This is a genomic window from Actinomadura livida, from assembly GCF_014648675.1.
Classification (GTDB): domain Bacteria; phylum Actinomycetota; class Actinomycetes; order Streptosporangiales; family Streptosporangiaceae; genus Spirillospora; species Spirillospora livida.
This window is the reverse complement of record NZ_BMRO01000002.1, coordinates 298,945-322,125: the sequence shown is the minus strand read 5'-3', so window position 1 is coordinate 322,125 and position 23,181 is coordinate 298,945. Positions and strand designations below refer to the sequence as shown.

The following is a 23,181-nucleotide window of genomic DNA, read 5'->3' as shown; positions in this document are numbered from 1 at the left end:
CCGGCGGTTCGGCGCCCGCCGGTTCAGTTGCGGCGCAGCCAGCGCCACCAGTGCCCGCCGGGCGGGTCGGGTTCGGTCAGCGGGTGCTCCTCGATGCCGTAGCGGGGGACGAAGGCGCTGCCGAACGCCTGGAGGGTCGCGCCGAACGGCACGGCCAGCAGCACCCCGATGGGCCCGGCGACGGCGGCGCCGGCCAGGACGAGCCCGAACGCGACGGCGGGGTGGACGTCGACGGTGCGGGCGGTGATGCGGGGCTGCAGCAGGTAGTTCTCGAGTTGCTGGTAGCCGAGGATGAACAGCAGCACCCACAGCGCGGTCGAGGCCCCCACGGTCAGCGCGATCAGCACGGGCACCGCGCCGGCGAGGTAGGTGCCGATGGCGGGGATGAACTGCGACACCACCCCGGCCCACACCGCCAGGACGGCCGCGTACGGGACGCCGAGCACGGCCATGACGGCGTAGTGCGCGATGCCCGAGATCAGGGCCAGCAGCCCGCGCGAGTAGATGTACCCGCCGGTCTTGTTGACGGCGATCTCCCAGGCCCGCAGCACCTGAAGCTGGTGGCGGGGCGGCAGCAGCGAGCACACCGTCCGGCGGAACCGCGGGCCCTCGGCCGACAGGTAGAAGGTGAACAGCAGCACGCCGAGGGCCTTGAACACCACGCCGAACGCGGTGGCGCCGATCCCCAGCACGTTGGTCGCGAGCGACGACAGGTACCGCGACATGCCGCCGGTGACGGTGGGCAGCCGCTCCAGCAGGTTGTCCTGCCGCAGGTCGGTGCCGAAGGTGGAGTTGACCCATCCGGTGACCTGGCGGACGTATCCGGGGAACCCCTCGATGAGGTTGGCGGCCTGCAGGGCCAGCAGCGACCCGATGCCGCCGAGGAACCCCGCGCCCAGCACCCCGATGACCAGGAACATCACCGCGGTGGCGGGGCCGCGCCGCCACCGGTGCCGGGCCAGCCAGTTGACGGCCGGTTCGATCGCGAACGACAGGAACAGCGAGATCAGCAGGAGCAGCAGCAGCTCCCGCAGCCGCTGCAGCAGCCACAGCAGCGCCATGAAGCCCAGCACGACGGCCCCGGCGAGCACGAACGCCTTCGGCAGCCAGGGCGGCATCCTGTGCGCGCCGCCGCCGTCCGGTGCGGCGCGGATCCCGGGCGGGACGTCGGCGGGCGTGTCGCCGGACGGCTGCGCCATGCCCGCACGCTAACCGTGCCCCGCCGCGCATTCCGGACGTCCCGCCCCGCCCCGTGCCCGATCTTTACGGGGAAATGGAGAAGCCGCCCGCGCCCTCCCCGGCACGCGCCCGTGCCGGCAACGGCCGTGCGGGGTCAGTGGCCGCTCGGCTGGAAGAAGCCGCGCACGTACGGGTCCTCCAGGGCGGCCTGGGCGGCGAGGTCGCCGGTGGCGACGTCGGCGTGGCGCTGGGCGGTGTAGGCGGCGTCCCACCTGCCGTCGGCCTTCGCGGCGGCGACCTCGGCGAGGCCGGGCGGACGCATCCGCCCGGCCGCGGTCAGCGCCTCGACCCGCTCGACGTTGACCCGCGACCACGGGCTGCCCTTGCGGCGGCGCGAGTACCGCTGCAGGTAGAAGTGCTCGTCGCAGGACTTCCGCTGGCTGTCGATCCACCCGTAGCACAACGCGACGTCCAGCGCCTCGCCGATCGTCACGGAGGTGGCCGCCGACCCCTTTTTGGCGATCTTCAGCCAGGCGCCGCCGTCGCTCTCGTGGTCGGCGGCCAGCCACGCCTCCCACTCGGCGGCGTCCGCGAAGTGCATCATCGTCCCAGGATGGCACTCCGCACCGACAACCGGCGCCTGCGGGGACCGGGCACGACCACCCCGGCCAGCGCGGCGCCGAGCCGGCCCAGCCGCCCGACGGCGTTCACCACCGCGCCCCCGAGGGCGGCCAGACCCGGGCGTGCTCTAACCCGGCCGGTTCTGCTGCTCGATGTACTGCCGCAGCACGGTGAGGGGTGCGCCGCCCACGCTCCAGATGTGTCCCCGTGAACACCGGATGTCGGAACTTGGTCACGAAGACCAAGTTTGCGTGCAGGACGAAGACGCAGTCCCTGCCGGCCCTGATGTCGCTATGTCCAGCCATACACCGTTGGTAGGGTCACGGCGTGCAGCTCAGGTACCAGTTCCGGCTCTACCCGACCCCCGGCCAGCAGCAGTCGCTGGCGCGGGCGTTGGGGTGCGCGCGGACGGTGTACAACGACGCGCTCCGCGCACGGCGGGAGGCGCACGCGGCCGGGATGCCGTACCTGTCGGACGGCGACCTGTCCAAGCTGGTCATCACCGAGGCGAAGAAGACCACCGAGCGGGCATGGCTGGGCGAGGTCTCGGCCGTCGTCCTTCAACAGGCGCTGGCGGACCTGAACACCGCCTACCGGAACTTGTTCGCATCGGTGTCGGGCAAGCGGAAAGAGGGGAAGGTCGCGCCGCCCCGGTTCCGGTCGCGCAAGGACCAGCGGCAGGCGATCCGGTTCACCCGCAACGCCCGCTTCAAGGTCACCGCGTGCGGGAAGCTGCGCCTGCCGAAGATCGGGGACGTGCGGGTGCGCTGGTCCCGTCCGCTGCCGTCGGAGCCGTCGAGCGTGACGGTGATCAAGGACGCGGCCGGACGGTACTTCGCCTCGTTCGTGGTCGAGACGACCGACCAACCCCTGCCGGAGACGACCGCCGAGGTCGGCATCGATCTCGGGTTGACGCATTTCGCGGTGCTGTCGGACGGCCGGAAGATCACCAGCCCGAGGTTCCTGCGCCGCGCCGAACGCCGTCTCCGCAAAGCGCAGCAGGCGCTGTCGCGCAAGCAGAAAGGGTCGGCGAATCGGAAGAAGGCGGCCGCCCGGGTCGCGCGGCTGCATGCCCGCGTGGCCGATGCGCGGCGGGACCATCACCACAAGCTGTCCACCCGGCTGGTCCGCGACAACCAAGCGGTCTACGTGGAGGACCTCGCGGTGAACGGCCTCGCCCGCACCCGGTTGGCCAAGAGCGTGCACGACGCGGGCTGGTCCCAGTTCGTCGGAATGCTGGAGTACAAGGCGGCCCGGTACGGTCGTACCTTCGCGCAGGTGGACCGCTGGTTCCCCTCCTCCAAGCTCTGCGGGGCGTGTGGGACGGTCGCCCAGGCCATGCCGCCGAACGTCCGCAAGTGGGCGTGTCCGTGCGGCGCGGTCCACGACCGCGACTTAAACGCCGCAAAGAACATTCCGGCCGCCGGACGGGCGGACAGGCTAGACGCCTGCGGAGGGACCGTAAGACCTTCCGCGTAGCGGAGGGCGGGACCCGGTGAAACAGGAAGCCGCAGAAGTGCCGCACACGCGACACAGGCTGAATCCCCGGCCTTCAGACCGGGGAGCGCGTCAAGGCGGCACGGGAATGCACAGGGCAAGTGACGGGCGGATCGACGCGGTCGGCCCGCGGCGCGGAGGCCCCGGGGAGGGAGTGACATGGTCAACGACAACGCCGACCGGCTGGCGGTGCTCATCGACGCCGACAACGCCCAGGCGGCGATGATCGAGGGGCTGCTGGCGGAGGTCGCCAAGTACGGCACCGCCCACGTCAAGCGCGCCTACGGCGACTGGACGGGGACGAGCCTGCGGAGCTGGAAGGAGCATCTGCTCGACCAGTCGATCCAGCCGGTGCAGCAGTTCGCCTACACCACCGGGAAGAACGCCACGGACGCGGCGATGGTCATCGACGCGATGGACCTGCTGTACTCCGACCGGTTCGACGGGTTCTGCCTGGTCTCCAGCGACAGCGACTTCACCCGGCTGGCCGCGCGGATCCGCGAGTCGGGCCTGACCGTGTACGGGTTCGGGGAGCGCAAGACGCCCAAGCCGTTCGTGGCGGCGTGCGACAAGTTCATCTACATCGAGAACCTGATCTACGACCAGGTCTCGGCCGAGCCCGAGGCGGCGGCGCTCAAGGCCGCGCCGCCGTCGTCCGCGGCCGCGCTGAAGCAGGACTCGTCGCTGGTGAACCTGCTGCGCAACGCCGTGGAGGGGGCGTCCGACGAGGACGGGTGGGCGGCGCTGGCGTCGGTGGGGCACATCATCACCAAGCAGCGTCCCGACTTCGACTCCCGCAACTACGGCTACGCCAAGCTCAGCGACCTGATCCGGGCGACGACGCTGTTCGAGCTGGACCACCGCAGCCCCGGCGACGGGAAGTCGAAGATCCTCTACGTGCGGGACAAGCGGCGCCAGGCCCGGCGGCCCGGCTCCTGAACCCATAAGCCTTTCTTCTGGTCCATAGAAGTTTCATCTCTTTGACTTCTGCCGACGGCGGCGCCGACGATGGAGATGACGGAGACCGGAGACAAGGGGGGACCATGACGGAGCAGGAGAAGGCCATGCCGGAAAAGGCGATGCGGCCCGAGGACATCACCCGGCTTTTCGTGGAGCGATCCAACGCCGGGGACGCGGCGGGGGTCGCGGCGCTCTACGAGGCGGACGCGGTGCTGGCCTATCCGCCGGGCGCGCGGACGGTGGGGCGCGAGGCGATCCGGGAGCTGTGGGAGCGGGTGCTGGAGCGCCGGCCGCGTTTCGAGCCGGAGGAGCCGCTGCCGACGCTGGTCAGCGGGGACCTCGCGCTCACCTCGACGCCGCCGCGGGACGGGGCCGGTGCCCGCGCGCAGGTCGCGCGGCGCCAGCCCGACGGCAGTTGGCTGCGCGTCCTGGACCAGCCCGAGTTCGTCGCACCGCGGTAGCGGAAAAAGTTCGGCCGGGGATGTCGAGGGGAGCGCGGCCAGGTCCGTCCTCTGGGTGAGGCGCCCGAGATGGGGCGCGACCGGAGAAAGGACACGGCCATGGGAGCACCTGTGGTGCACTTCGAGATCCTCGGCGCGGACCCGGCGGGGCTGCGCGCCTTCTACGGCGGGCTGTTCGGCTGGGAGTTCCAGGTCGGCGACGCCGCCACCGCGGAGGTGTCGCGGCCGGGCGGCTACGGGTTCGTCCGGCAGGGGGCGGCGGAGATCGCCGGCGGTGTCGGCGGCGGCGACGGTTTCGGGCCGCGCGTGCTGTTCTACGTCGGCGTGGACGACGTCGAAGCGGCGCTGGCCCGCGCCGAGAGCCTCGGCGGGACGCGGCGGATGGGCCCGGAGCCGCGGACGGGCGGCGACTTCTGCGTCGGGTGGTTCGCCGACCCCGAGGGCAACGTCGTCGGCGTCGCCGGCCCGCCGGTCGTAGGGTGAGCGGGAGGGGGACGCGATGAAGTACCTGCTGCTGATCTACAGCAACGCCGAGAACTGGGAGCATCCGCTGTTCCTGCGCGACCCGGCGTTCCTGGCGCTGCCGCCCGAGGAGCGCGACGCGCTGGCGGCGCGGGCCGAGGAGCTGTTCACCGAGATCTCCGAGTCGGGCGAGCTGGTGGCCGGGACGGCGCTGGGCGATCCGGTGACCGCGCGGACGATGCGGGTGCGCGACGGGGTGCCGGTGGCGACCGACGGCCCGTTCGTGGAGACCAAGGAGCAGCTGGCCGGATACGTGGTGGTGGACTGCGACTCCCCGGAGCGGGCGGCGGAGATCGCGGCGCGGATTCCCGACGCGCGGTTCGCGGCGGTGGAGGTGCGCCCGGTGATGACGGCGTCCGGCCTGGAGATGTGAGCGGGCCCGGGGATGTGAGCGGGCCGGGGGACGCGGCCGTCCCGGCGGGGCGGGTCGAGGAGCTGCTGCGCCGGTCGGCGCCGCGGGCGGTGGCGGCGCTGGCGCGGCGCTCGGGCCGGTTCGAGACCGCCGAGGACGCGGTGCAGGAGGCGCTGCTGGCGGCGGCGGAGCACTGGCCGCGCGAGGGGGTGCCCGACCGGCCGGAGGCGTGGCTGATCCGGGTCGCGTCGCGGCGGATGACCGATCTGCTGCGCGGTGAGGCGGCGGCGCGGCGGCGGGAGGAGCGGGCGGCGGCGCGGGTCCCGCCGGACGAGCGGGTCGCGCCCGCCGCGGACGCCGCCGCAGACGCCGCCGCGGGCGGCGACGGCACGCTGACCCTGCTGCTGCTGTGCTGCCATCCGGCGCTGACGCCGCCGTCGCAGGTCGCGCTGACGCTGCGGGCGGCCGGGGGGCTGACCACGGCGGAGGTCGCGCGGGCGTTCCTGGTGCCGGAGGCGACGATGGCGCAGCGGATCGCCCGCGCCAAGCAGCGGATCCGCGCCGCGGGCGGCCGGTTCGCGATGCCGCCCGCGGGTGAGCGGGACGCGCGGGTCCGCGCCGTCCTGCGGGTGCTGTACCTGGTCTTCAACGAGGGGTACACGGCCAGTTCGGGGCCGGAGCTGCACCGCGCGGAGCTGACCGGGGAGGCGATCCGGCTGGCGCGGGAGCTGCACGGGCTGCTGCCGCGGGACGGGGAGGCCGCGGGGCTGCTGGCGCTGATGCTGCTGACCGACGCGCGCCGCCCGGCCCGCACCGCCGCGGACGGGAGCCTGGTCCCGCTGGCCGAGCAGGACCGCGGCCTGTGGGACCGGGCGTCGATCGCCGAGGGCACCGCGCTGGTCACCCGGGCGCTGGCGCGGGCGCGGCTCGGGCCGTACCAGGCGCAGGCGGCGATCGCGGCGGTGCACGCGGAGGCGGCCCGCGCGCAGGACACCGACTGGCCGCAGATCGTCGCGCTGTACGAGCTGCTGGAGCGGCTGGACCCGGGGCCGGTGGTGCGGCTCAACCACGCGGTCGCGGTGGCGATGGCGCGGGGGCCGCGGGCGGGGCTGGAGCTGCTGGGGCCGCTGGCGGGCGACGGGCGGATGGCGCGGCACCACCGGCTGCACGCCGTCCGGGCGCACCTGCTGGAGATGGCGGGGGACGGCGCGGGGGCGCTGGCGGAGTTCCGGGCGGCGGCGCGGCTGACGACGAGCGTGCCGGAGCGGCGGTACCTGCGCGGCCGCGCCGCGCGCCTCACCGGATGAGGCAGGATGCCCGGTATGAGGGATGTGTTCACGCATCGGCTGCGGGTGCGGTACAGCGAGTGCGACCAGCAGGGCGTGGTGTTCAACGGCCACTACCTGTTCTTCTACGACGTGGCGCTGACGGAGATGTGGCGCGAGGTCGTCGGCGACTACGGGCAGATGGTGGGCAACGGCTACGACCTGGTGGTGGCCGAGGCGCGGATCCGGTTCCGGGAGGGCGCCCGGTTCGACGAGCTGCTGGAGGTGTCGATGCCGGTGGCGCATCTGGGGGTGACGAGCATGGTGGTGCGGCCGGTGTTCCGGGTGGAGGGGCGGCTCATCGCCGACGGGGAGGTGCGGCACGTGTTCATCGACCCGGCCTCGAAGTCCAAGCGGGAGATGCCGCCGCGGGTGAGGTCGGCGCTGGAGCCCTTCATGGCCGCCCCGCACGGCACCGCCCCGGAGAGGACGGGCGCGGGCGGGTCCGGCGCGGAGGGGGCGGGACAGGCGGCCGGCGCGCCGTCAGGCTCGTAGTCGCCTGACGATGTCCGTGGCATCGCGCGAATCCCGGATCTGGAATCGGGGTTCCGCCTGACGTGCCCGGCACAGTTCCCGCGCATCCGATTCAAGTGGGTGCCGCTCCCCCGGGGCAACCCTTTTTCAGGGGCGGCCCCGGGGGGTCAGCGGGCGAACAGGGACGCGTAGAGGGTGCGGCCGCCGCCGGTGACGATCTGCCCGGCCAGGTGCGGGGCGGTGACGGTGGACAGCCGCAGGTCGAGGAAGCGGTCCTCCTCGTGGAGTTCGGCGGGTCCGGCGGGCACGTCGGCGAGCCGGCCGGCGATCCGGGCGAGGCGGGCGGCGCGGTCGCGTTCCAGGGCGCCGCGCAGGCCGTCCAGCCCGCCGCCGTCCCCGTCGGTCTCCAACGGGGCGGTCTCCAGGGGCGCGGGGTCGGCGGGCGGGGCCTCGGCGTGCCAGGCGGCGGCGCCGTAGGCGAAGCACACCAGCGCGGGCCACATCTCGGCGAAGTAGCCGGGGTCGGGCGCGATCTCCAGGCCGGCGAAGGTCCCGGCGACGAAGAACAGCGCGCCGACCTGCCCGGGCGCGAGTTCCAGCCGCGACCGGAACTGGGTGAGCACGGGCCGCTTGCGCGACAGGATCTGCTCCAGGTGCCCGCGGCGCGGGAGCCCGTAGCGGGCGTTGAGGGCGGCGATGTCGTCCCACAGCTTGCCGTAGCCGTGGACGCCGCGCAGTTCCAGGGCGCGGGCGCGCAGTTCCACCGGCAGGATGAAGAACCACTGGTCGGCGCCGGCGAGGTAGCCGCCCTGGGACTCCTGGACGCAGCAGGCGTCCTCGAACATCAGGCTCTGCCCGGGCGCGAGGAACGCCGACCGGCACAGGGCGTGGTTCTGGGCGCGGTCCTGGATGTAGCCGATGTGCAGCGGGACGATCGCGACGCCGGACTCGGCGGTGTTGGCCAGCTCGACCCGCCCGTACCCGGCGACCCTGGACAGTTTCAGTCCGGTTCGGGGCGGGGTGAAGCCGGGGGCGGCGGGCCCGGTGACGGGCACCATGGTCAGCGCCCCGGCCTGCTGGGGGGTGCCGAGGCGGTGCCCGGTCAGGCCGGGCGCGCCGGGGACGAGGGTGTCGAGCGCCGTCATCGGTGCCATGCGGTGCTCCTTTCCGTTCTTCGTGCGGCGCGGCCCCGCCCGCCGGTGGGGGCGGGCGGGGCGCGGGCGCCGGTGTGGGACGCGTCGATATGGGGGCCGGTCAGGCGGCCAGGCGGGCGGTGAGGCCGTCGGCCCGCCGGTCGAGATCGTCCAGGCGGGCGCGCAGCGCGGTGCGCAGCCAGGGCGCGCCGGCGGCGCAGTGCCCGAACATCCACGGCAGCAGTTCGGCGAAGTCGTCCTGGTGCCAGAACCCGCGGTGCGGCAGGGACGGCGCGGGGGTCCGCAGGGCGAGGTCGTCGCTGCCGGTGAACAGGGCGTGGCAGAACACCACGGGGGTGGTGACGCCGGCGCGGGGCAGGGCCGCCGCGACGCGGGCCAGGTCCCCGGGGAACTGGTTCTCGTACCCGTCGGACACGACCGCGACCAGGTCGGGGGCGGTGCCGAGGGCGTCCAGGACGCCGGTGGCCAGGTCGGTCGCGCCGCGGGGGTCGCTTTCGTCGCCGCCGGCCTCGACGACCTCCAGCCGCGCGCACACCTGCGCCAGGACCATCCGCAGCGCGGCGGCCTGCGACAGCACGGCCCATTCGCGGTCGCCGTAGCCGCGCATGGACGCCGAGGCGTCCAGCACGAGCGCGACGGTCCCCTCGAAGCGGGGGAACGCGGCCGCGGCGGCGGCGACGTAGCGGCCGAGCGCGGCGTACAGGTCCTCGGAGGGGCCGCCCCGGTACAGGTGGACCAGGGTCGCGGCGATGTCGCCGCGGTTGGTGGCGGTGATGGTCCGCGGCCGCTCGCGCGGGGCGTCGACGGGCAGCGGCGCCTCGTGCGGCACCGCCCGCGGCGCGCCCTGCGGCCCGTCGTGGCGGTCGGGGTGGCGGCCGGGGTGGCGGTCGGGGTGGGGCGCGCCGTAGAGGGCGCGGACGCGGGCGGGCGCCGCGGCGGGCGCGGTGAGGAACCGCAGCAGCCGGCGCCGCAGGTACTCCGAGCCGGTGTCGCCCTCGCCGATGCGGCGGGCGCAGCCGCGGGCGGCGGCCTTGCCGAGGGCGTGCTCGAAGCAGTCGAGCAGGGCGGGGCGGCGCGCGGCGATGAGCGCGTCGGCGTCGGGGTGCTCCAGGACGAACCGGAGCGCGGTGCGGGTGGTGTGCTTGTGGTTGGCGCGCAGCCGCCGCAGCGCGAGCAGGACGGTGATGACGTGCGCGGGCGGCAGGCCGAGGGTCAGCACGCGGGCGACGCGGGCCGGCACGGCGCGGGCCCGCTCGTCCAGCCCGGCCTGGGAGGCGGCGAGGATCTGCAGCAGCACGCGTGCGCGCTGCCAGGGCCGCACGCCCGGGGCGAGGCCGGCCAGGGCGTAGCCCTCGGGGTCGAGGGTGTGCGCGGCGCGGTGCAGGTCCGCGTCGTCCCAGTGCAGGGTCCCTCCCCTGGGCAGGGTGAGGGGGGTGTCGTGGTTCTGCAGGTGGGCAAGGAGCGTGGGGGTGTCCATGATTGTTCGCCTCCGCAACCATGGAGTGTAGGAATGATCGTGAGCGCCCCGACACTCATTTTCCGCGGGGCGGCCCGCCGCCGGTGCTTTCCGCCGGTGCTTTCCGCCGGGCAGGGCGGGTTCGGCGGCGGGGTCAGTGTCCCAGGGCGGGCGCGGCCGCCGTCCCCGGGCCCGTCCCGGAGCCCGCGGCGGCGGCCGGGACGGGCCCGGGGGCGGTGGAGCGGGCCGCGGCGCGCTGGGCGATGTAGGCGCCGGTGAGGACGATCACGCCGCCGGTCATCTGCGCGGGGGTGAGCCGCTCGCCCAGCACCGCCCAGGCGATGAGCCCGGCGGCGACGGCCTCGGTGTAGCACAGGGCGCCGCCGACCTGCGCGGGCAGCCGCTGCAGCCCGGCGACGCCGGCGAGGTAGGCCAGGACGGTGCTGACGACGCCGATCCAGGCGACGAGGGTCCAGCCGGGCGCGGTGAACCCGGCGACGGGGACCGGCCCGGGCAGCACGCCCCACGGCAGCGCCCAGGGCGCGGCGAGGACGGTGAGCGCGGCGGCGGCGACGGCGGTGCCGGAGGCGGTGATGACCAGCGGGTCGACCTGCCCGGCGAGGCGGTCGACGATGAGGAAGTAGGCGGCCTGGCAGGCGGCGGCGCCGAGCCCGGCGGCCAGGCCGAGCGGGTCCAGCGACAGGCCCGCCCACACCTGCACGACCATCGACAGCCCGGCCATGGCGACCGCGACGCCCGCGGCGGCGGCGCGGTGCACCGGGACGCGGCGCACCAGCCGCAGCCACGCCAGCACGATCACCGGGCCGCTGAACTCCAGCAGGATCGCCACGCCGACCGGCAGGCGGGACGCGGCGACGAAGTAGAACGCCTGGCAGCCCGCCACGCCCGTCAGCCCGTAGACGGCCAGGAGCCGCAGGTGGGGGCGCAGGCCGCGGGCGGCGGCGCGGCCCCGCAGGAGCACCGCGACCGGGACCAGCACCAGCGCCGCCGTCGCGATCCGCAGCCACACCGCCTGCAGCGGGCCGAGCCCGGCCTCGATGAGCGCCTTGCCGAACGGGCCGGACGCGCCGAAGCACACCGAGGCCGCCAGGACCAGGCCCACGCCCCAGGCGCGCGTGCGCGCCGCGTCACCCGCCGCACCGCCCGCCGACCCCACGCCTCACCCCCGTCGCGCCACCCGTTCCCGCAAGGAGCATCCTGCCATAACGCTCCTTACACGTCGACGCGGCCCGGGCGCGCCGGGACGCGGGCGCGGGCGGCGATACAGGGACGTGACTGCGGCGATGCCGGACCGGCGACCCGGTGGGACTACTATTCGCCGGATGAGCTGGCAGGCGGCCGGGGCGGCGCCCGGCGGAACCGGAGGCGGGCCGAGCGGGGACCTGTTCGCATCGGTCGAGGGCAACGTGCGCGAGCTGGTCGCCTCCCCCTGGTGGCAGACCGCACCGCCCGCCGACCGCGCCGGCCAGATCGCCGCGCGGATGCTGTGGGGCGCGGGCGAATGGTGGCTGTTCGGGGCGTGGGGCCGCTGGTACCGGTGCGGCCTGGACGGCACCTGGCACCCCTGCCCCCCGCCGCCCGCGTTCGAGGACCGCCGCGTCGCGGTGCCCGCGCCGCCCGGGGCGGGCACGCCGCCCGTCCCGCCGCAGCTGTTCCCCACCGGCCCGGACCTGGCCGCCGGGCGGGTCGCGCCGCTGGGGTTCCTCGGCCCGGTGCCCGACACCGCGGTCGTGGCGCGCATCTCCCAGGCCCTCACCACCGCGCTCGCGGTCGACCCGAACCAGTTCACCCAGCGCGACCCCATGTTCCAGCCCGGGACGCCCAGCACCGTCGCCGCCGCGTGGGGCGCGCTGCTGTGGTGCGCCGGGTCCCCGGTGGTGCTGACCGAGAACCCGCTGATCGAGTCGTTCGTCCCGTTCCTGACGACCTCGGCGGAGCAGCTGCACTGGATGATGCCGCCCGACTTCGCCACCCTGACCGGCTACTACATCCACCGCCTCGGCGCCGGTGACGGCGGCGGCGCCGCGCACGTCGCCCGCGTCATGTACGAGGTCGCCGCGGGCCTGCAGGCCGACGCCCGGTTCCGGCCCGGCGCGGACGCGCTGGCGGCGGTGACGGCGGCGTCGCTGCGGATGGTCAACCAGGACATGGCCACCGTCCGGTACGGGCCGCAGGCGATCCTGCAGGAGTGGCGCCGCCGCTGCCCCGCCGAGTTCGCCGCGCCGATGCTCCGCGACACCGCGCCCGGCGAGTTCCTGCGCCTGGCCCTGTACGACCTGCAGCAGATCGTCGCGGGGCTGACCGGCCCGCGGGCCGCCCCTCCCGGCCGCGGCCACGACGAGGTCCGCCGCGCGGGGGTCGCGGTGCTGGCCGCCGACCTGCAGGCCGCGCCGGCCGCGCTGCCGGCGCTGCAGCGGTGGCTCGACCCCGACAGCGCCCGCACCCTGCAGGCGGTGCTGAACGACCCGGCCAGCCCGCTGCGGTCGCTGTGGCCGCGCGACGGGCGGCTGCCGGAGGCGCTGCGCAGCGGCGACGCCGACGCGCTGGCCGCGCTGCTGGCCACCACCTACACGCTGGGGCTGACGTGGTGCCGGCTGGCGCAGGTCGCGCCGCCGGCGGCGGGGTTCGCGGTGCCGCAGGCGGTCGCGGCGGAGCTGACGTCCCCGGCGATGCACACCCCGCCGTCGACCGACGAGCTGTCGGCGTGGGACATCATCAAGGCCGCCCGCGCCCACATGGCCGCCGAGCGCGCCGCGGGCGGCGACCGCCCGGTGGCGCCGGTGCCCGAGCCGACGCAGGACGCGCCGGGCCCGCCGCCCGCGGTCGCGCCCGCCCCTCCCCCGGCCGCCCCCGAACCGCCCGGCCCCGCGGCGTCCCCTGCGCCGCCCCCGCCCGTATCTCCGCCCGTATCTCCGCCCGTGTCGCCGCCGGTTTCTCCGCCGCCCTTCCAGCCGCGGCCGCCGGCGCCGCCCGCCGGGACGGAGCAGCCCGCGCCCCCGGCGCCGGCGCGGCCGGGGCCGCCGGTCCCGCCGCCGGCTCCGGAGCCGCCCGCGGCGGGCTGGCCGCCGCCGGACGCGACGACCGCGGACGCGACGACGGCGGACTCCCCGCCGCCGTTCGCGCCGCCCGCCCCGGCTCCCGCCCCGCCCCCTGCGCCGCCGCCCGCGGCGGAGCAGGCGACGCAGCTGGACACCGACGCGTTCAAGACCCAGCTCGACCCGGGCCCGGCGTGGCCCGGCGCGGACTCGCATGCGGCACCGCCCGAGCCCCCTCCCCCGCCCCCGTCGCCGTCGCCGGTTCCGGCGGCCGAGCCGCAGGCGGATCTGCCGCCGCCTCCGGTGCCGGTGCCCGAGCCTCCGCCGCCGATGCCGCCGGCGCGAGTCCCCGAGCACGGCCCGCAGATCGCCGAGGCGTACGGGACGCGGTTCCTGTGCGGCGCCGACGACATCGAGCGGGTGGTGACCGAGGTGCGGCGGCGCGGCAAGTGGGCGCGGCGGCTGCGGGGTCAGGAGGTGTCCAGCGCGTCGGCGCCGGCGCTGCTGCTGATCGGGGCGCCGTCCAGCGGGCAGCGGCGGCTGGCGCGGATGGTCGCGGCGGCGCTGGCGGAGGTGGAGGCCTCCAGCGGCGAGGTCCGCGCCGCGCACGCCGAGGACCTGCGCGAGCACGGCCCCGACGGGCTGCGCGCGGTGCTGGACGAGCACGCGGGCCACGTCCTGCTCCTGGACGGCCTGGACTCGCTGATCCTGGACGAGTCGCAGGGCCCGGCGTACGCGTCGGTGCTCTACCGGACGCGGCTGGAGGGCGTCAACGACACCGCGCTGCTGGCGACGTGCGAGCCGGACCGGGTCGGTGAGCTGTCGGCGGCGTCGCCGGAGCTGGTGACGGACCTGCGGGCGGTGCGGCTGCCGGATCTGAACGCCCCGGAGGCGCGCGCGGCGCTGGTGGGGCTGCTGGCCGAGGAGCGGCGGCTGCGGCTGGCGCCGGACGCGCGGGCGGTGGTGGACCGCGATGTGGCGGAGCTGCGCCCGCGGGGGCGGCTGACCGGCGCGCGGCTGGTGGAGGCCTACCTGGACCGGGCGGCGACACGGCACCTGGGCAGCGCGGAGGAGACACGGGCGATCGGCGGTGCGCTGTCGCTGACGGCGGCCGACTTCGAGGGGCTGGCCGCGGAGCTGTCGGGCCGCTGACCCGTCCCGCCCCGAGGGTGCGGGGGTGCCGCGGTGGCCCGATTCGCCTTGCCCTGAGGGGATCTGGGCCCCCTCCGGGCGGCGGATTGTCGGTCCTGGGGGTCACGATGGGTTCGTGGATCGCGTCGACCGGCTGCTGGCGCTCATCGCGGAGCTGCGCGCGGCCTCCCCCGAGCCGGTGGATCCGGCCGTCCTGGCGGGGCGGCTGCGGGTCAGCGAGCGGACCGTCCGCCGCGACCTGGAGCTGCTGACGCACGGCGGGCTGCCGGTGCGGCAGGTGAAGGGCCGCGGGCACGCGCTGCCGGGCGCGGCGGAGCCCGAGCCGCTGAGCGAGGCGGGGTCGCTGACGGGCCCGGTGCACGACACGCTGGCCGAGGCGGTCCGGACCCGGCGGGTGGTCCGGCTGGCCTACACCGACCAGTCGGGGGCGCGCAGCTTCCGCGACGTGGAGGCGCACGGCCTGGTCGTCGCCCCCTACGCCGAGTACCTGGTGGGGTGGTGCCGGATGCGGGACGGGCCGCGGATGTTCCGGCTGGACCGGATCGGCGCGGCGTACCTGTCGGGGCGGGGCGCGGAGGTCCGCGATCTGGACGAGCTGCTGGCGGCGCTGCGGGTGCCGATGCCGCGTCCTGCGCCGGGGCCGGAGCCGCGGGGCCCGGCGGGCGCGGCGCGGGCGCGGGCGTGGACGCTGGACCGGCTGGAGTTCGTGCGGTCGCGGCTGCGGGACGCGGCGGCGGAGGTCCGTCCCGCGGCGCCGGGCGGTGGCGGCGGCGCGGCGGCGCTGCGCGCGGTCCTGGGCCATCTGGCGGAGTGGACGCGGTGGCAGGTCGCGGCGGTCCGGGCGGCCGCGACCGGTGAGGAGCCCGTCCTGGACGGGCGCCGCCCGCCGTTCCCGGCGGAGTTCGGCCGGGAGATGCCCTACGACGCGCGGGAGCGGATGATCCAGGACGCGATGGCGCTGCGGTCGCTGGCGGATCTGGCGCGGGACCTGCAGGAGGTGCTGGAGGCGGCGGGGCACTGGGCGGCGGGCTGCGACGACGCGCTGTGGGAGGCCGAGCTGCCCGATCCGCGGCCCTTCGGCGCGCCGGGCCCGCCGCGTCCGCTGGCGGATCTGCTGGCGGGGTGGCGGGGGCCGCTGGCGCACATCGAGTGGCATCTGGACCGGCTGTCCGACGAGCCGCCGCCGGCGCCGTCGGGCGACGACGAGGACGTGTGGGTCGTGGACCGCTGCCCCCTGCAGGCCTGACGGCGCCGGAGGCGCACCGCGTGCCGGGCGCTGACCGGGCTCAGCCGTGCAGGGCGGGCCGGTAGGTGAGCTCCTGGGTGCGGCCGTCGAGTGTCCGGCTTTCGAGCAGTTCGAGGTCGAAGTCGGGCGCGCCTTTGAAGACCGGGTCCGCCCCGGTCCGGCCGGCGATGACGGGGAAGATCGTCACCTGGACGCGGTCGACCAGCCCGGCGGCCATCAGCGCCCGGTTCAGCGACAGGCTGCCGTGCGAGCGCAGCGGCACCTCGGACTCCCGCTTGAGCCGGGCGACGACGTCGGCGGCGTCGCCGCTCGCGATGGTGGCGTCGGGCCAGTCGAGGGGGCCTCGCAGGGTGTTCGACACCACCGTCGCCGGTAGGTCCCTCATCCGGGTGACCCACGGGTCACGGGACTCGGGCTCCCCCGTGCCGGACGCCAGCATCTGCGCGTGCGCCCGGTAGGTGGCGGCGCCGAAGACCATGCGAAGATCCCCGCTGTACAGGGCGAGGCGGTGGTCGAGCAGCTCGGGGCCCTGCCTGCCCCAGTAGCCGCCCCAGTCGCCATGGTGCGCGCCGTAGCCGTCGAGGGTGGAGAAGACGTCGAAGGTGTAGGTGGCGGTCATGGTGTTCTCCTCGTGTCCGGTGACCGAGCGTGTGGGGTTGCGGGCCAGGGGGCGGCCGGGGTGACCGCCTCGTCGTAGGCGGTGCGGGCTCCCTGGGATCAGGCGGACAGGCGGCGGGCGACGACCGGAATCACGATCACGGCGGCGACCGCGGCGGTCGGGCCGCCGATGACCAGCGGCCGCACGGGAGCGGTGGTGGTGACGGACTTCGCGGGAGCGGTGGTGGTGACGGACATCGTTGTCTCCGATGTGCGGCGACCGGCCCGTTGCCGGTCTCTCACCATGGCCACGAACGCACTCGGCGCCATCCGACACCCCGCGGAAAAAATCTGAACCGAGATTCCCGGCAGGGTCGTGGGGCGATGCCCGGGGGCGGAGCGGGCCGGGGGCGTGGTCAGGACGGGTTGAGCAGGCGGGTGAACCAGACGGTCTTGCCGGTCTCCTCGGGGCGGGCGCCGTGGTCGGTGGCCAGGGCCGGCGCGCCGGGGGGTGCGGTGGAGGAGGCACCGCCCGGGAGCCGTTACAGTGGACGGGTCGGTGTGGCATGTGTCCCCCGGGCTCTACCTGATGCCTTCGGGGAATACCGCCGGTCCCATGCGGTCCGGGCTGGAGCTTCGTTGTGCCTTTCGCCGTGAGGCGACCACCACACCGGCTTGAACGCCGAGCCCCCGGCGAGTATCGCAACTCGCCGGGGGCTCGGCGTTCGTGTCTCCGGCCGCGGGGGCGGCGCTCGGACGGCGCTGTGTCTAGGGCGGGGCGTGGGGGTCGGGGCGGGGGGTCATAGGGCGGCGGCCGCGACGGCGGCGCCGACCGCGGCGAGGACGATGATGACGGCGGCCGCGGCGAGGACGACGGTGCGGGCACGGCGGCGGGGTGCGCCGAGCCGTGCGAGGCGATGGGCCAGCCGCGGGTCGTCCTCGCTCAGGCGGACCTCGATCTGGGTGAGGATCCGCTGCTCCTCCATCGACAGCGCCATGCTCATACCTCCGGGGGGTCAGGTGTCTTCTTCCTCCCCCCGGAGCATGATCATTATCCCTTCGGGGCGGTGACCGTCACGCCGCGCGCGGGGGCGCTCTGGTGGTGGCGGCGGTCCAGCGCGGTGACGTAGTAGGTGTAGGTGCGGCCGGGCTCGGCGCCGGGGTCGACGATGCCGCCGCCGCGGACGTCGGCGATGAGGTGCCCGGGGTCGACGGGGGCGCAGCCGGGGCGCTCGCCGTCGGCGCGGTACACGGCGTAGGTCGCGGCGTCGCGGGACGGCCGCCAGGTGACCTTGACGCCGTCGTCGTGGGGTTCGGCGGCGGTCTCCTGGACGGGCTGGGGCGCGTCGCCGCCGGCGCCGGCGGGCCGCAGGGCGGGGCGGCGGTAGTGGTCGTCGCGGAGCCGCTCGGCGAACCCGCGGCGGTTCTCGGTGATGTCGGTGGCGCTGAAGTACACGTCGCCGCGGACCTGCGGGTACTTGTCGTTGAGGGTGAGGTGCCGCGACAGCTCGGCGGGGTCCTTCCAGGCGGCGTCGGCGCCGACGCGGTAGGCGCCCTGCCCGATCGTCAGCTGCACGTCGGTGCCCTCGACCTGCTCGGCCCACCACGCGACGAGCTCGGCGTAGTCGGCGCGGGGGTCGCCGATCGGCCAGTACAGCTGCGGGGTGATGTAGTCGACCCACCCCTTCTCGATCCACTTGCGGGTGTCGGCGTAGATGTCGTCGTAGCTCTGCAGCGCGCGGGTGTCGGATCCGGCGGGGTCGCTGTTCTTGTTGCGCCACACCCCGAACGGGCTGATGCCGAACTGCACCCACGGCTTGGCGTCGTGGATCTTGCGGGACAGGTCCTCGATCAGCAGGTCGACGTTGCGGCGCCGCCAGTCGCCCTTGTCCATCCCGCCGCCGTGGGCCTTGTAGGTGGCCTGGTCGGGGAACTCGCCGCCCTCGGGGTAGGGGTAGAAGTAGTCGTCGAAGTGGACGGCGTCGATGTCGTACTTGCCGACGACGTCCATGACGGCCTTGGTGGCCAGCTCCCGCACCTGCGGGATGCCCGGGTCGTACCACATGCCGCCGCCGTACTCGCGGACCCAGCCGGGGTTCTTGCGGGCGGGGCTCTTGGCGTCCAGCTTGTCCAGGTCGGTGTGGCGGGCGATGCGGTAGGGGTTGAACCAGGCGTGGAACTCCAGGTTGCGGGCGTGGGCCTCCTTGAGCATGAACTCCAGGACGTCGTAGCCGGGGTCCTTGCCCTGCGTCCCGGTGATCCAGGTGGACCACGGCTCGATCGGCGAGTCGTAGAACGCGTCGGAGTTGGGGCGGATCTGCACGAACACCGCGTTCATGTTCATCTGCCGGGCGTTGTCCAGGAGCCGGGTGAACTGCTTCTTCTGCTCCGCCGCGGACGCGCGGGGGTCCTTGGGCCAGTCGATGTTGCCGACGGTGGCGATCCACATGGCGCGCAGCTCGCGCTCCTTGGAGTCGCCGGGCGCGGGGACGTCGGCGCACTCGGCGCGCGCGCCGGCCGGGACGGGCGCGCGGCCGCCGCCGCGCTCGTCGGTGCCGCCGAATACGGGGATGCCGCAGCCGGCCAGCGCACCGGCCGCCATCGCCGCCGTGAGTGCCGCCGCCGCCGCTCGGAACTTGGATCGCCACATAGCGCGCCCATTGTTACCCACGCGGAGCGATGCTGCGTACAGAACACCTCCCCGCCCACCACCCCGCCCCCACCTGGCGCGGCTGGTGGAGCCGGGCGCCGCGCCGCCCCGCAGCCGCCTGGAGGTGGTGGCGGCGCTGAACGAGGCCGGTATCGGCTGCGGGGTGCTGATGGGCCCGGTCATCCCCTACCTGTCGGACTCACCCGCCCAGCTCGGCGCCGCGGTCCGGCGGATCGCCGACGCCGGCGCCACGTCGGTGTCGGCGATCACCCTGCACCTGCGTCCGGGCGCCCGCGAATGGTTCCTGGCGTGGCTGCGCGAGCACCACCCCGGCCTGGTCGTCCCCTACGCGCGGCTGTACCGGGGCGGCGCGTACGCGCCCAGGGAGTACCAGGACGCCGTCTCCCAGCGCGTACGCGACCTGGCCGCCGAGTACGGCATCACCGGCCGCACCCGCCACCGGCCCGCCCGCGCCGCTCCCCCGCCGCCCGCCGCGCCGCAGCAGCTCTCCCTGCTCTGACCGGCCGCCCGGCGGCCCCGCCCCGCACCGGCGGCCGCCGGGCGCCAGCCACCGGGCACGCCCGGCCGGCGCGCCGCTGTTCGAGGGGTCGTCGTCCATGGAGGTGGCGCGCCCGGTGCCGGGCGTCCATGCGGGGGTTCGTGGGGTGGTCTCCGTCGTCGTCTCGGTGGTCGCGCGAGGCCGGGGGTGGGGTGGCCGGGGGTGGGGGTGTGTGAGGATCGGACCATGGGTGTGGGTGGGGGTGGGCGGCATCGGGTGGCGGTGGTGGTGCGGGAGGGTGTGCAGCCGATGGAGTTGGGGCTGGTGCACCAGTTGTTCGGGGGAGCGTGGTCGCCGGGCGGGGAGCCGCTGTACGAGGTGGTGTCGTGTGCGGTGGAGCCGGGGCCGGTGGTAACGGCCGCCGATTTCGCGGTGGTCGTCGCGCACGGGCTCGACGTGCTGGAGGACGCCGGCACGGTGGTCGTGCCGGCGGCGCCCGCGGTGGACGAGGTGCGCCCGGGCGATGGGCCGGTGCCGGCGGCGCTGGTGGCGGCGCGGGAGCGGGGCGCGCGGATCGCCTCGATCTGCACCGCCGCGTTCGTGCTGGCGGAGGCGGGGCTGCTGGAGGGGCGGCGGGCGACGACGCACTGGCTGTCGTGCGAGCGGTTCGCGGCGCGGTTCCCGGGGGTGCGGGTGGACGCGGCCGTCCTGTACGCCGACGAGGGCGACGTGCTGACCTCGGCGGGCGAGGCGGCGGGCATCGACCTGTGCCTGCACATGATCCGCCGGGACCACGGCGCGGCGGTGGCGGGGGACGTGGCGCGCCGGACGGTGGTGCCGCCGCACCGCGAGGGCGGGCAGGCGCAGTTCATCGCGCGGCCGGTGCCCGAGCCGCGGGGCTCGTCGACGGCGGCGGCGCGGGCGTGGGCGCTGGAGCGGCTGGACCGGCCGGTGACGCTGGCGGAGCTGGCGGGGCGGGCGTCGATGAGCGTGCGGACGTTCACCCGCCGGTTCCGGGAGGAGACCGGGGTGTCGCCGCAGGCGTGGCTGGCCGGGCAGCGGGTGGAGCGGGCGCGGCGGCTGCTGGAGGAGACCGACCTGCCGGTGGAGGCGGTCGCGGCGCGGGCGGGGTTCGGGACGGCGGCGTCGCTGCGGGCGCACCTGCAGGCGGCGGTGGGGGTGGCGCCCACCGCCTACCGGGCCACCTTCCGCGGCCGCTGACCCCGCCGGCCCGCGCGCGGCGGCGGGGCGGGGTCAGGCGTGTTCGGAGTCGAGTTCGACGGGTTCGGCGATGACGTCGACCATGGCGCCGTTGCGCAGCACGGTGATGGGCAGCGGCCGGCCGATCGCCTCGGCGAACATGAGCTTCTGCAGCGACTGGGCGTGCGAGACCGGTTGCCCGCCGGCGGTCAGGACCAGGTCGCCGCGGCGCAGCCCGGCCCGGTCGGCGGGGCTGGCGGGCACGACCTCGGCGACCCGCAGCGCCGCTTCCTGCCCGGTGCGGGCCCGCAGCGCGGCGGGGACGGGCACGGGCGCGGCGGCCAGGCCGAGGAACGCGCGGCGGACCCGGCCGTCGCGGATGAGCGCGCCGATGATGCGGCGGGTGGTCGCGTTGATGGGGACGGCCAGGCCGAGGCCGATCCCGGCGACGGCGGTGCTGACGCCGACGACGCGGCCGTGCGCGTCGGCGAGCGCGCCGCCGGAGTTGCCGGGGTTGAGGGCGGCGTCGGTCTGGATGACGTCCTCGATGACGCGGACGGCGGTGCCGGTGCGGGTGCGCTGCGAGGTCGGCAGGGACCGGCCGAGCGCCGACACCACCCCGGCGGTGACCGACCCCGACAGGCCGAGGGGGTTCCCGACGGCGACGACGAGCTGCCCGACGACGAGGCCGTCGCTGTCGCCGAGCGTGACCGGGCCGGGGACGGGGCCGTCGGCGCGGACGACCGCCAGGTCCGACAGGGGGTCGCTCCCGACGACGGTGAAGTGGGCGGTGGAGCCGTCGGCGAACGCGGCGTCGCCGCCGTGCGCGGCGCCGACGACGTGGGCGTTGGTGAGCAGGAACCCGTCGCCGGTGAACGCCACGGCCGAGCCGGCGCCCTCGCCGCCCCGGTGCCGGACGCGCAGCGCCGCCACCCGCGGGGTCAGCTCGCGCGCGACGGCGGACACGACGCGGGAGTAGGCGTCCAGCGGCGGACCGCCGTCAGGGGGATCGGGGATCATCGCACCTCCCGGATGATTACATCGTTACACGGTAACCACGGGAGGGGAAGAGGTGTTCCGCGCCGCTCGGGCGCGCCCACCTGCGCGTCCGGGAGCGGCGGTGTCAGCGGAGGGTGGACAGGCCGCCGTCGACGTGGACGACCTGCCCGGTGACGTAGGACGCGCGGTCCGACATCAGGAACACCGCCACGTCGGCCACCTCCCACGCGGTGCCCTGCCGCCGCATCGGGATCAGCCCCGCCACGCGGTCCCGGTTCCGGTCGCCGGCGGACGCCTCGCGCCCCATGACGGTGTCGATGAGGCCGGGCGCGACCACGTTGGCGCGGACACCGCGCGGCGCGCCCTCGGCGGCGATGTGGCGCACCAGCCCGGCCAGGCCCGCCTTGGACGCGTCGTAGGACGGCGACCGCGACCCCGGCTTGGTCCCCGCCAGCGACCCGATGAACACCATCGCGGCGCCGTCGTCCAGCGCGGGCATCGCCGCCTTCCCGACCAGGAACGGGGCGCGGAGGTTGACCTGCAGGACGCGGTCCCAGTCGGCCAGCGCCGTGCCCGCCAGCCCGTACCCGATGCCGATCCCCGCGTTGAACACCACCCCGTCCAGCCCGCCGAGCCGCTCGGCCGCCTGCGACACCACCCGGTCGCAGGACTCGGGGTCGCCGACGTCGGCCACCGCGACGCACGCGTCCCCGCCCTCGCCGGCGATCATCGCCGCGGTCCGGCCGGCGGAGTCCTCGTCGGCGTCGGCGCAGGCGACGCGGGCGCCCTCCCGCGCGGCCGTGATCGCGATGGCGCGGCCGTTGCCGACCGGCGCGTCCGGTTCGTCGCTGGGCCGCGTCCCCGCGCCGACGACCAGGATCCGGCGGCCGCGCAGCAGGCCGCCCGGGAGGGAGGGATCGGGCATGACCGGCACCGTACTGGACACCGCCCGCCGCCGCCCAGACCCGGAGGCCCCCGCCCCGGGCTATGGTGCGGGGCATGGGCGATGGCGCGGGGACGGCGAGCGGGCCGGCGGTGGCCGAGCCGGGCGAGTTCGAGCCGGGCGAGTTCGAGCCGGGCGCGGTGGAACCGGTGGTGGTGGAGCGCGCCGCGGGGGTCGGCGGGGAGCTGGTGCTGCGCCGCGCCGGCGCCCACTACGAGATCATCAGCAACGGCGTGTTCCTCATGGACACCCGCGGCGGCGCGTCCGAGCGGCTGCTGGTCCGCGCCGCCGTGCAGGGCCTGGACGGGCCGGTGCGGCTGCTCATCGGCGGCCTCGGCGTCGGGTTCTCCCTCGCCGAGGCGCTCACCCTGCCCGCCGTCGCGCACGTCACCGTCGTCGAACGCGAACCCGCCGTGATCGCCTGGCACGCCGCCGAGCTGCGGCCCTTCTCCCGCGGCGCGCTCGACGACCCCCGCGTCACCGTGGAGCGCGCCGACCTGCTCGACCACCTCGCCGCCCCGCACGGCCCGCGATACGACGCCCTCTGCCTGGACATCGACAACGGCCCCGACTGGACGGTCACCCCCGGCAACGCACGCCTGTACGGCGCCGCGGGACTGGACCTGCTCACCGCGCGGCTCACCCCGCGCGGGACGCTGGCGGTGTGGAGCGCCGGCGCCGCACCGGCGTTCGAGGCGCTGCTGCGCGGCCGGTTCAGCCGCGTGCGGACCCGGGCGGTGCCGGTGCCGCGCGGCGAACCCGACGTCGTCTACCTGGCGACCGGCCCCCGCCCGGCCGGCTGACGCTTCCGGCCGCACATCCCGGGGGTTCGCGGCCC

23 protein-coding genes are annotated in these 23,181 nt (G+C 75.9%); 12 read left to right on the top strand and 11 right to left on the bottom strand.

The genetic code is table 11. From position 1 onward, the window contains the following. Positions 1–23 precede the first annotated feature (23 nt). A complete protein-coding gene (locus IEZ03_RS04760; protein WP_184884414.1) occupies positions 24–1,199 on the bottom strand; it encodes an AI-2E family transporter in 1,176 nt (391 codons plus the stop codon). Between the two features lie 134 nt (positions 1,200–1,333). Then, positions 1,334–1,783 carry a YdeI/OmpD-associated family protein gene (locus tag IEZ03_RS04755; RefSeq protein ID WP_184884412.1) on the bottom strand — a complete coding sequence of 150 codons (450 nt, stop codon included), beginning with the start codon at positions 1,781–1,783 and terminating at the stop codon, positions 1,334–1,336. A 344-nt stretch (positions 1,784–2,127) separates the two neighbouring features. On the opposite strand from IEZ03_RS04755, the gene IEZ03_RS04750 reads away from it, so the two are divergent. The 7 genes from IEZ03_RS04750 to IEZ03_RS04720 all read left to right on the top strand — a co-directional run bounded on the left by IEZ03_RS04750 (position 2,128) and on the right by IEZ03_RS04720 (position 7,412). Then, positions 2,128–3,279 carry an RNA-guided endonuclease InsQ/TnpB family protein gene (locus tag IEZ03_RS04750; protein WP_184884410.1) on the top strand — a complete coding sequence of 384 codons (1,152 nt, stop codon included), beginning with the start codon at positions 2,128–2,130 and terminating at the stop codon, positions 3,277–3,279. A 177-nt stretch (positions 3,280–3,456) separates the two neighbouring features. Continuing rightward, positions 3,457–4,236 (top strand): NYN domain-containing protein, encoded by a 780-nt coding sequence (locus tag IEZ03_RS04745; protein WP_184884408.1) that lies wholly within the window; start codon positions 3,457–3,459, stop codon positions 4,234–4,236. A 104-nt stretch (positions 4,237–4,340) separates the two neighbouring features. Beyond that, positions 4,341–4,718 (top strand): YybH family protein, encoded by a 378-nt coding sequence (locus tag IEZ03_RS04740; protein WP_229808015.1) that lies wholly within the window; start codon positions 4,341–4,343, stop codon positions 4,716–4,718. A 99-nt stretch (positions 4,719–4,817) separates the two neighbouring features. Next, positions 4,818–5,201 carry a VOC family protein gene (locus IEZ03_RS04735; protein WP_184884406.1) on the top strand — a complete coding sequence of 128 codons (384 nt, stop codon included), beginning with the start codon at positions 4,818–4,820 and terminating at the stop codon, positions 5,199–5,201. Positions 5,202–5,217: 16 nt separating this feature from the next. Continuing rightward, entirely contained in the window at positions 5,218–5,613 is a 396-nt protein-coding gene (locus IEZ03_RS04730; RefSeq protein ID WP_184884404.1) for a YciI family protein, read from the top strand. Further along, a complete protein-coding gene (locus IEZ03_RS04725) occupies positions 5,610–6,899 on the top strand; it encodes an RNA polymerase sigma factor (protein WP_229808014.1) in 1,290 nt (429 codons plus the stop codon). Before IEZ03_RS04730 ends, IEZ03_RS04725 begins: the two co-directional genes overlap by 4 nt. 15 nt (positions 6,900–6,914) lie before the next feature. After that, complete coding sequence (locus IEZ03_RS04720; protein WP_184884402.1) at positions 6,915–7,412, top strand: acyl-CoA thioesterase; 498 nt, start codon at positions 6,915–6,917, stop codon at positions 7,410–7,412. A gap of 146 nt (positions 7,413–7,558) precedes the next feature. Here IEZ03_RS04720 and IEZ03_RS04715 read toward each other — a convergent pair whose 3' ends face one another. From IEZ03_RS04715 to IEZ03_RS04705, 3 genes are all read right to left on the bottom strand, one after another. Next, the gene (locus tag IEZ03_RS04715; RefSeq protein WP_221480725.1) at positions 7,559–8,545 is read right to left on the bottom strand and encodes an ARPP-1 family domain-containing protein; all 987 of its coding nucleotides are present in this window, start codon (positions 8,543–8,545) and stop codon (positions 7,559–7,561) included. Positions 8,546–8,645: 100 nt separating this feature from the next. After that, positions 8,646–10,022 (bottom strand): VWA domain-containing protein, encoded by a 1,377-nt coding sequence (locus IEZ03_RS04710; RefSeq protein ID WP_184884400.1) that lies wholly within the window; start codon positions 10,020–10,022, stop codon positions 8,646–8,648. Between the two features lie 133 nt (positions 10,023–10,155). After that, a complete protein-coding gene (locus tag IEZ03_RS04705) occupies positions 10,156–11,178 on the bottom strand; it encodes an EamA family transporter (RefSeq protein WP_184884398.1) in 1,023 nt (340 codons plus the stop codon). A 166-nt stretch (positions 11,179–11,344) separates the two neighbouring features. Between IEZ03_RS04705 and IEZ03_RS38495 the strand changes: the two genes are divergently transcribed. Continuing rightward, positions 11,345–14,209, top strand: coding sequence for a hypothetical protein (locus IEZ03_RS38495; protein WP_184884396.1), 2,865 nt, complete (start codon positions 11,345–11,347; stop codon positions 14,207–14,209). A 115-nt stretch (positions 14,210–14,324) separates the two neighbouring features. Further along, the gene (locus IEZ03_RS37555) at positions 14,325–15,455 is read left to right on the top strand and encodes a helix-turn-helix transcriptional regulator (protein ID WP_221480724.1); all 1,131 of its coding nucleotides are present in this window, start codon (positions 14,325–14,327) and stop codon (positions 15,453–15,455) included. 40 nt (positions 15,456–15,495) lie between these two features. Here the strand turns inward: IEZ03_RS37555 and IEZ03_RS04690 are convergent, their stop codons facing one another. The 4 genes from IEZ03_RS04690 to IEZ03_RS04675 all read right to left on the bottom strand — a co-directional run bounded on the left by IEZ03_RS04690 (position 15,496) and on the right by IEZ03_RS04675 (position 18,702). Beyond that, entirely contained in the window at positions 15,496–16,074 is a 579-nt protein-coding gene (locus IEZ03_RS04690; protein ID WP_184884394.1) for a dihydrofolate reductase family protein, read from the bottom strand. 98 nt (positions 16,075–16,172) lie between these two features. Next, complete coding sequence (locus IEZ03_RS04685; RefSeq protein WP_184884392.1) at positions 16,173–16,310, bottom strand: hypothetical protein; 138 nt, start codon at positions 16,308–16,310, stop codon at positions 16,173–16,175. A 542-nt stretch (positions 16,311–16,852) separates the two neighbouring features. After that, entirely contained in the window at positions 16,853–17,050 is a 198-nt protein-coding gene (locus IEZ03_RS04680; RefSeq protein WP_132054013.1) for a DUF3040 domain-containing protein, read from the bottom strand. Between the two features lie 53 nt (positions 17,051–17,103). Continuing rightward, on the bottom strand, positions 17,104–18,702 hold the full coding sequence (locus tag IEZ03_RS04675) for a glycoside hydrolase family 10-like protein (protein WP_184884390.1): 1,599 nt from the start codon (positions 18,700–18,702) through the stop codon (positions 17,104–17,106). An 85-nt stretch (positions 18,703–18,787) separates the two neighbouring features. On the opposite strand from IEZ03_RS04675, the gene IEZ03_RS04670 reads away from it, so the two are divergent. Further along, a complete protein-coding gene (locus tag IEZ03_RS04670; RefSeq protein ID WP_184884388.1) occupies positions 18,788–19,222 on the top strand; it encodes a radical SAM family protein in 435 nt (144 codons plus the stop codon). Between the two features lie 288 nt (positions 19,223–19,510). After that, entirely contained in the window at positions 19,511–20,422 is a 912-nt protein-coding gene (locus IEZ03_RS04665; RefSeq protein ID WP_229808013.1) for a GlxA family transcriptional regulator, read from the top strand. Positions 20,423–20,455: 33 nt separating this feature from the next. On the opposite strand, the gene IEZ03_RS04660 is transcribed toward IEZ03_RS04665, so the two are convergent. After that, positions 20,456–21,421, bottom strand: a complete 966-nt coding sequence (locus tag IEZ03_RS04660) for a S1C family serine protease (protein ID WP_184884384.1) — start codon at positions 21,419–21,421, stop codon at positions 20,456–20,458. 103 nt (positions 21,422–21,524) lie between these two features. Then, on the bottom strand, positions 21,525–22,325 hold the full coding sequence (locus IEZ03_RS04655) for an SDR family NAD(P)-dependent oxidoreductase (RefSeq protein WP_184884381.1): 801 nt from the start codon (positions 22,323–22,325) through the stop codon (positions 21,525–21,527). Positions 22,326–22,399: 74 nt separating this feature from the next. On the opposite strand from IEZ03_RS04655, the gene IEZ03_RS04650 reads away from it, so the two are divergent. After that, the gene (locus IEZ03_RS04650; protein ID WP_229808012.1) at positions 22,400–23,146 is read left to right on the top strand and encodes a spermidine synthase family protein; all 747 of its coding nucleotides are present in this window, start codon (positions 22,400–22,402) and stop codon (positions 23,144–23,146) included. Positions 23,147–23,181 lie beyond the last annotated feature (35 nt).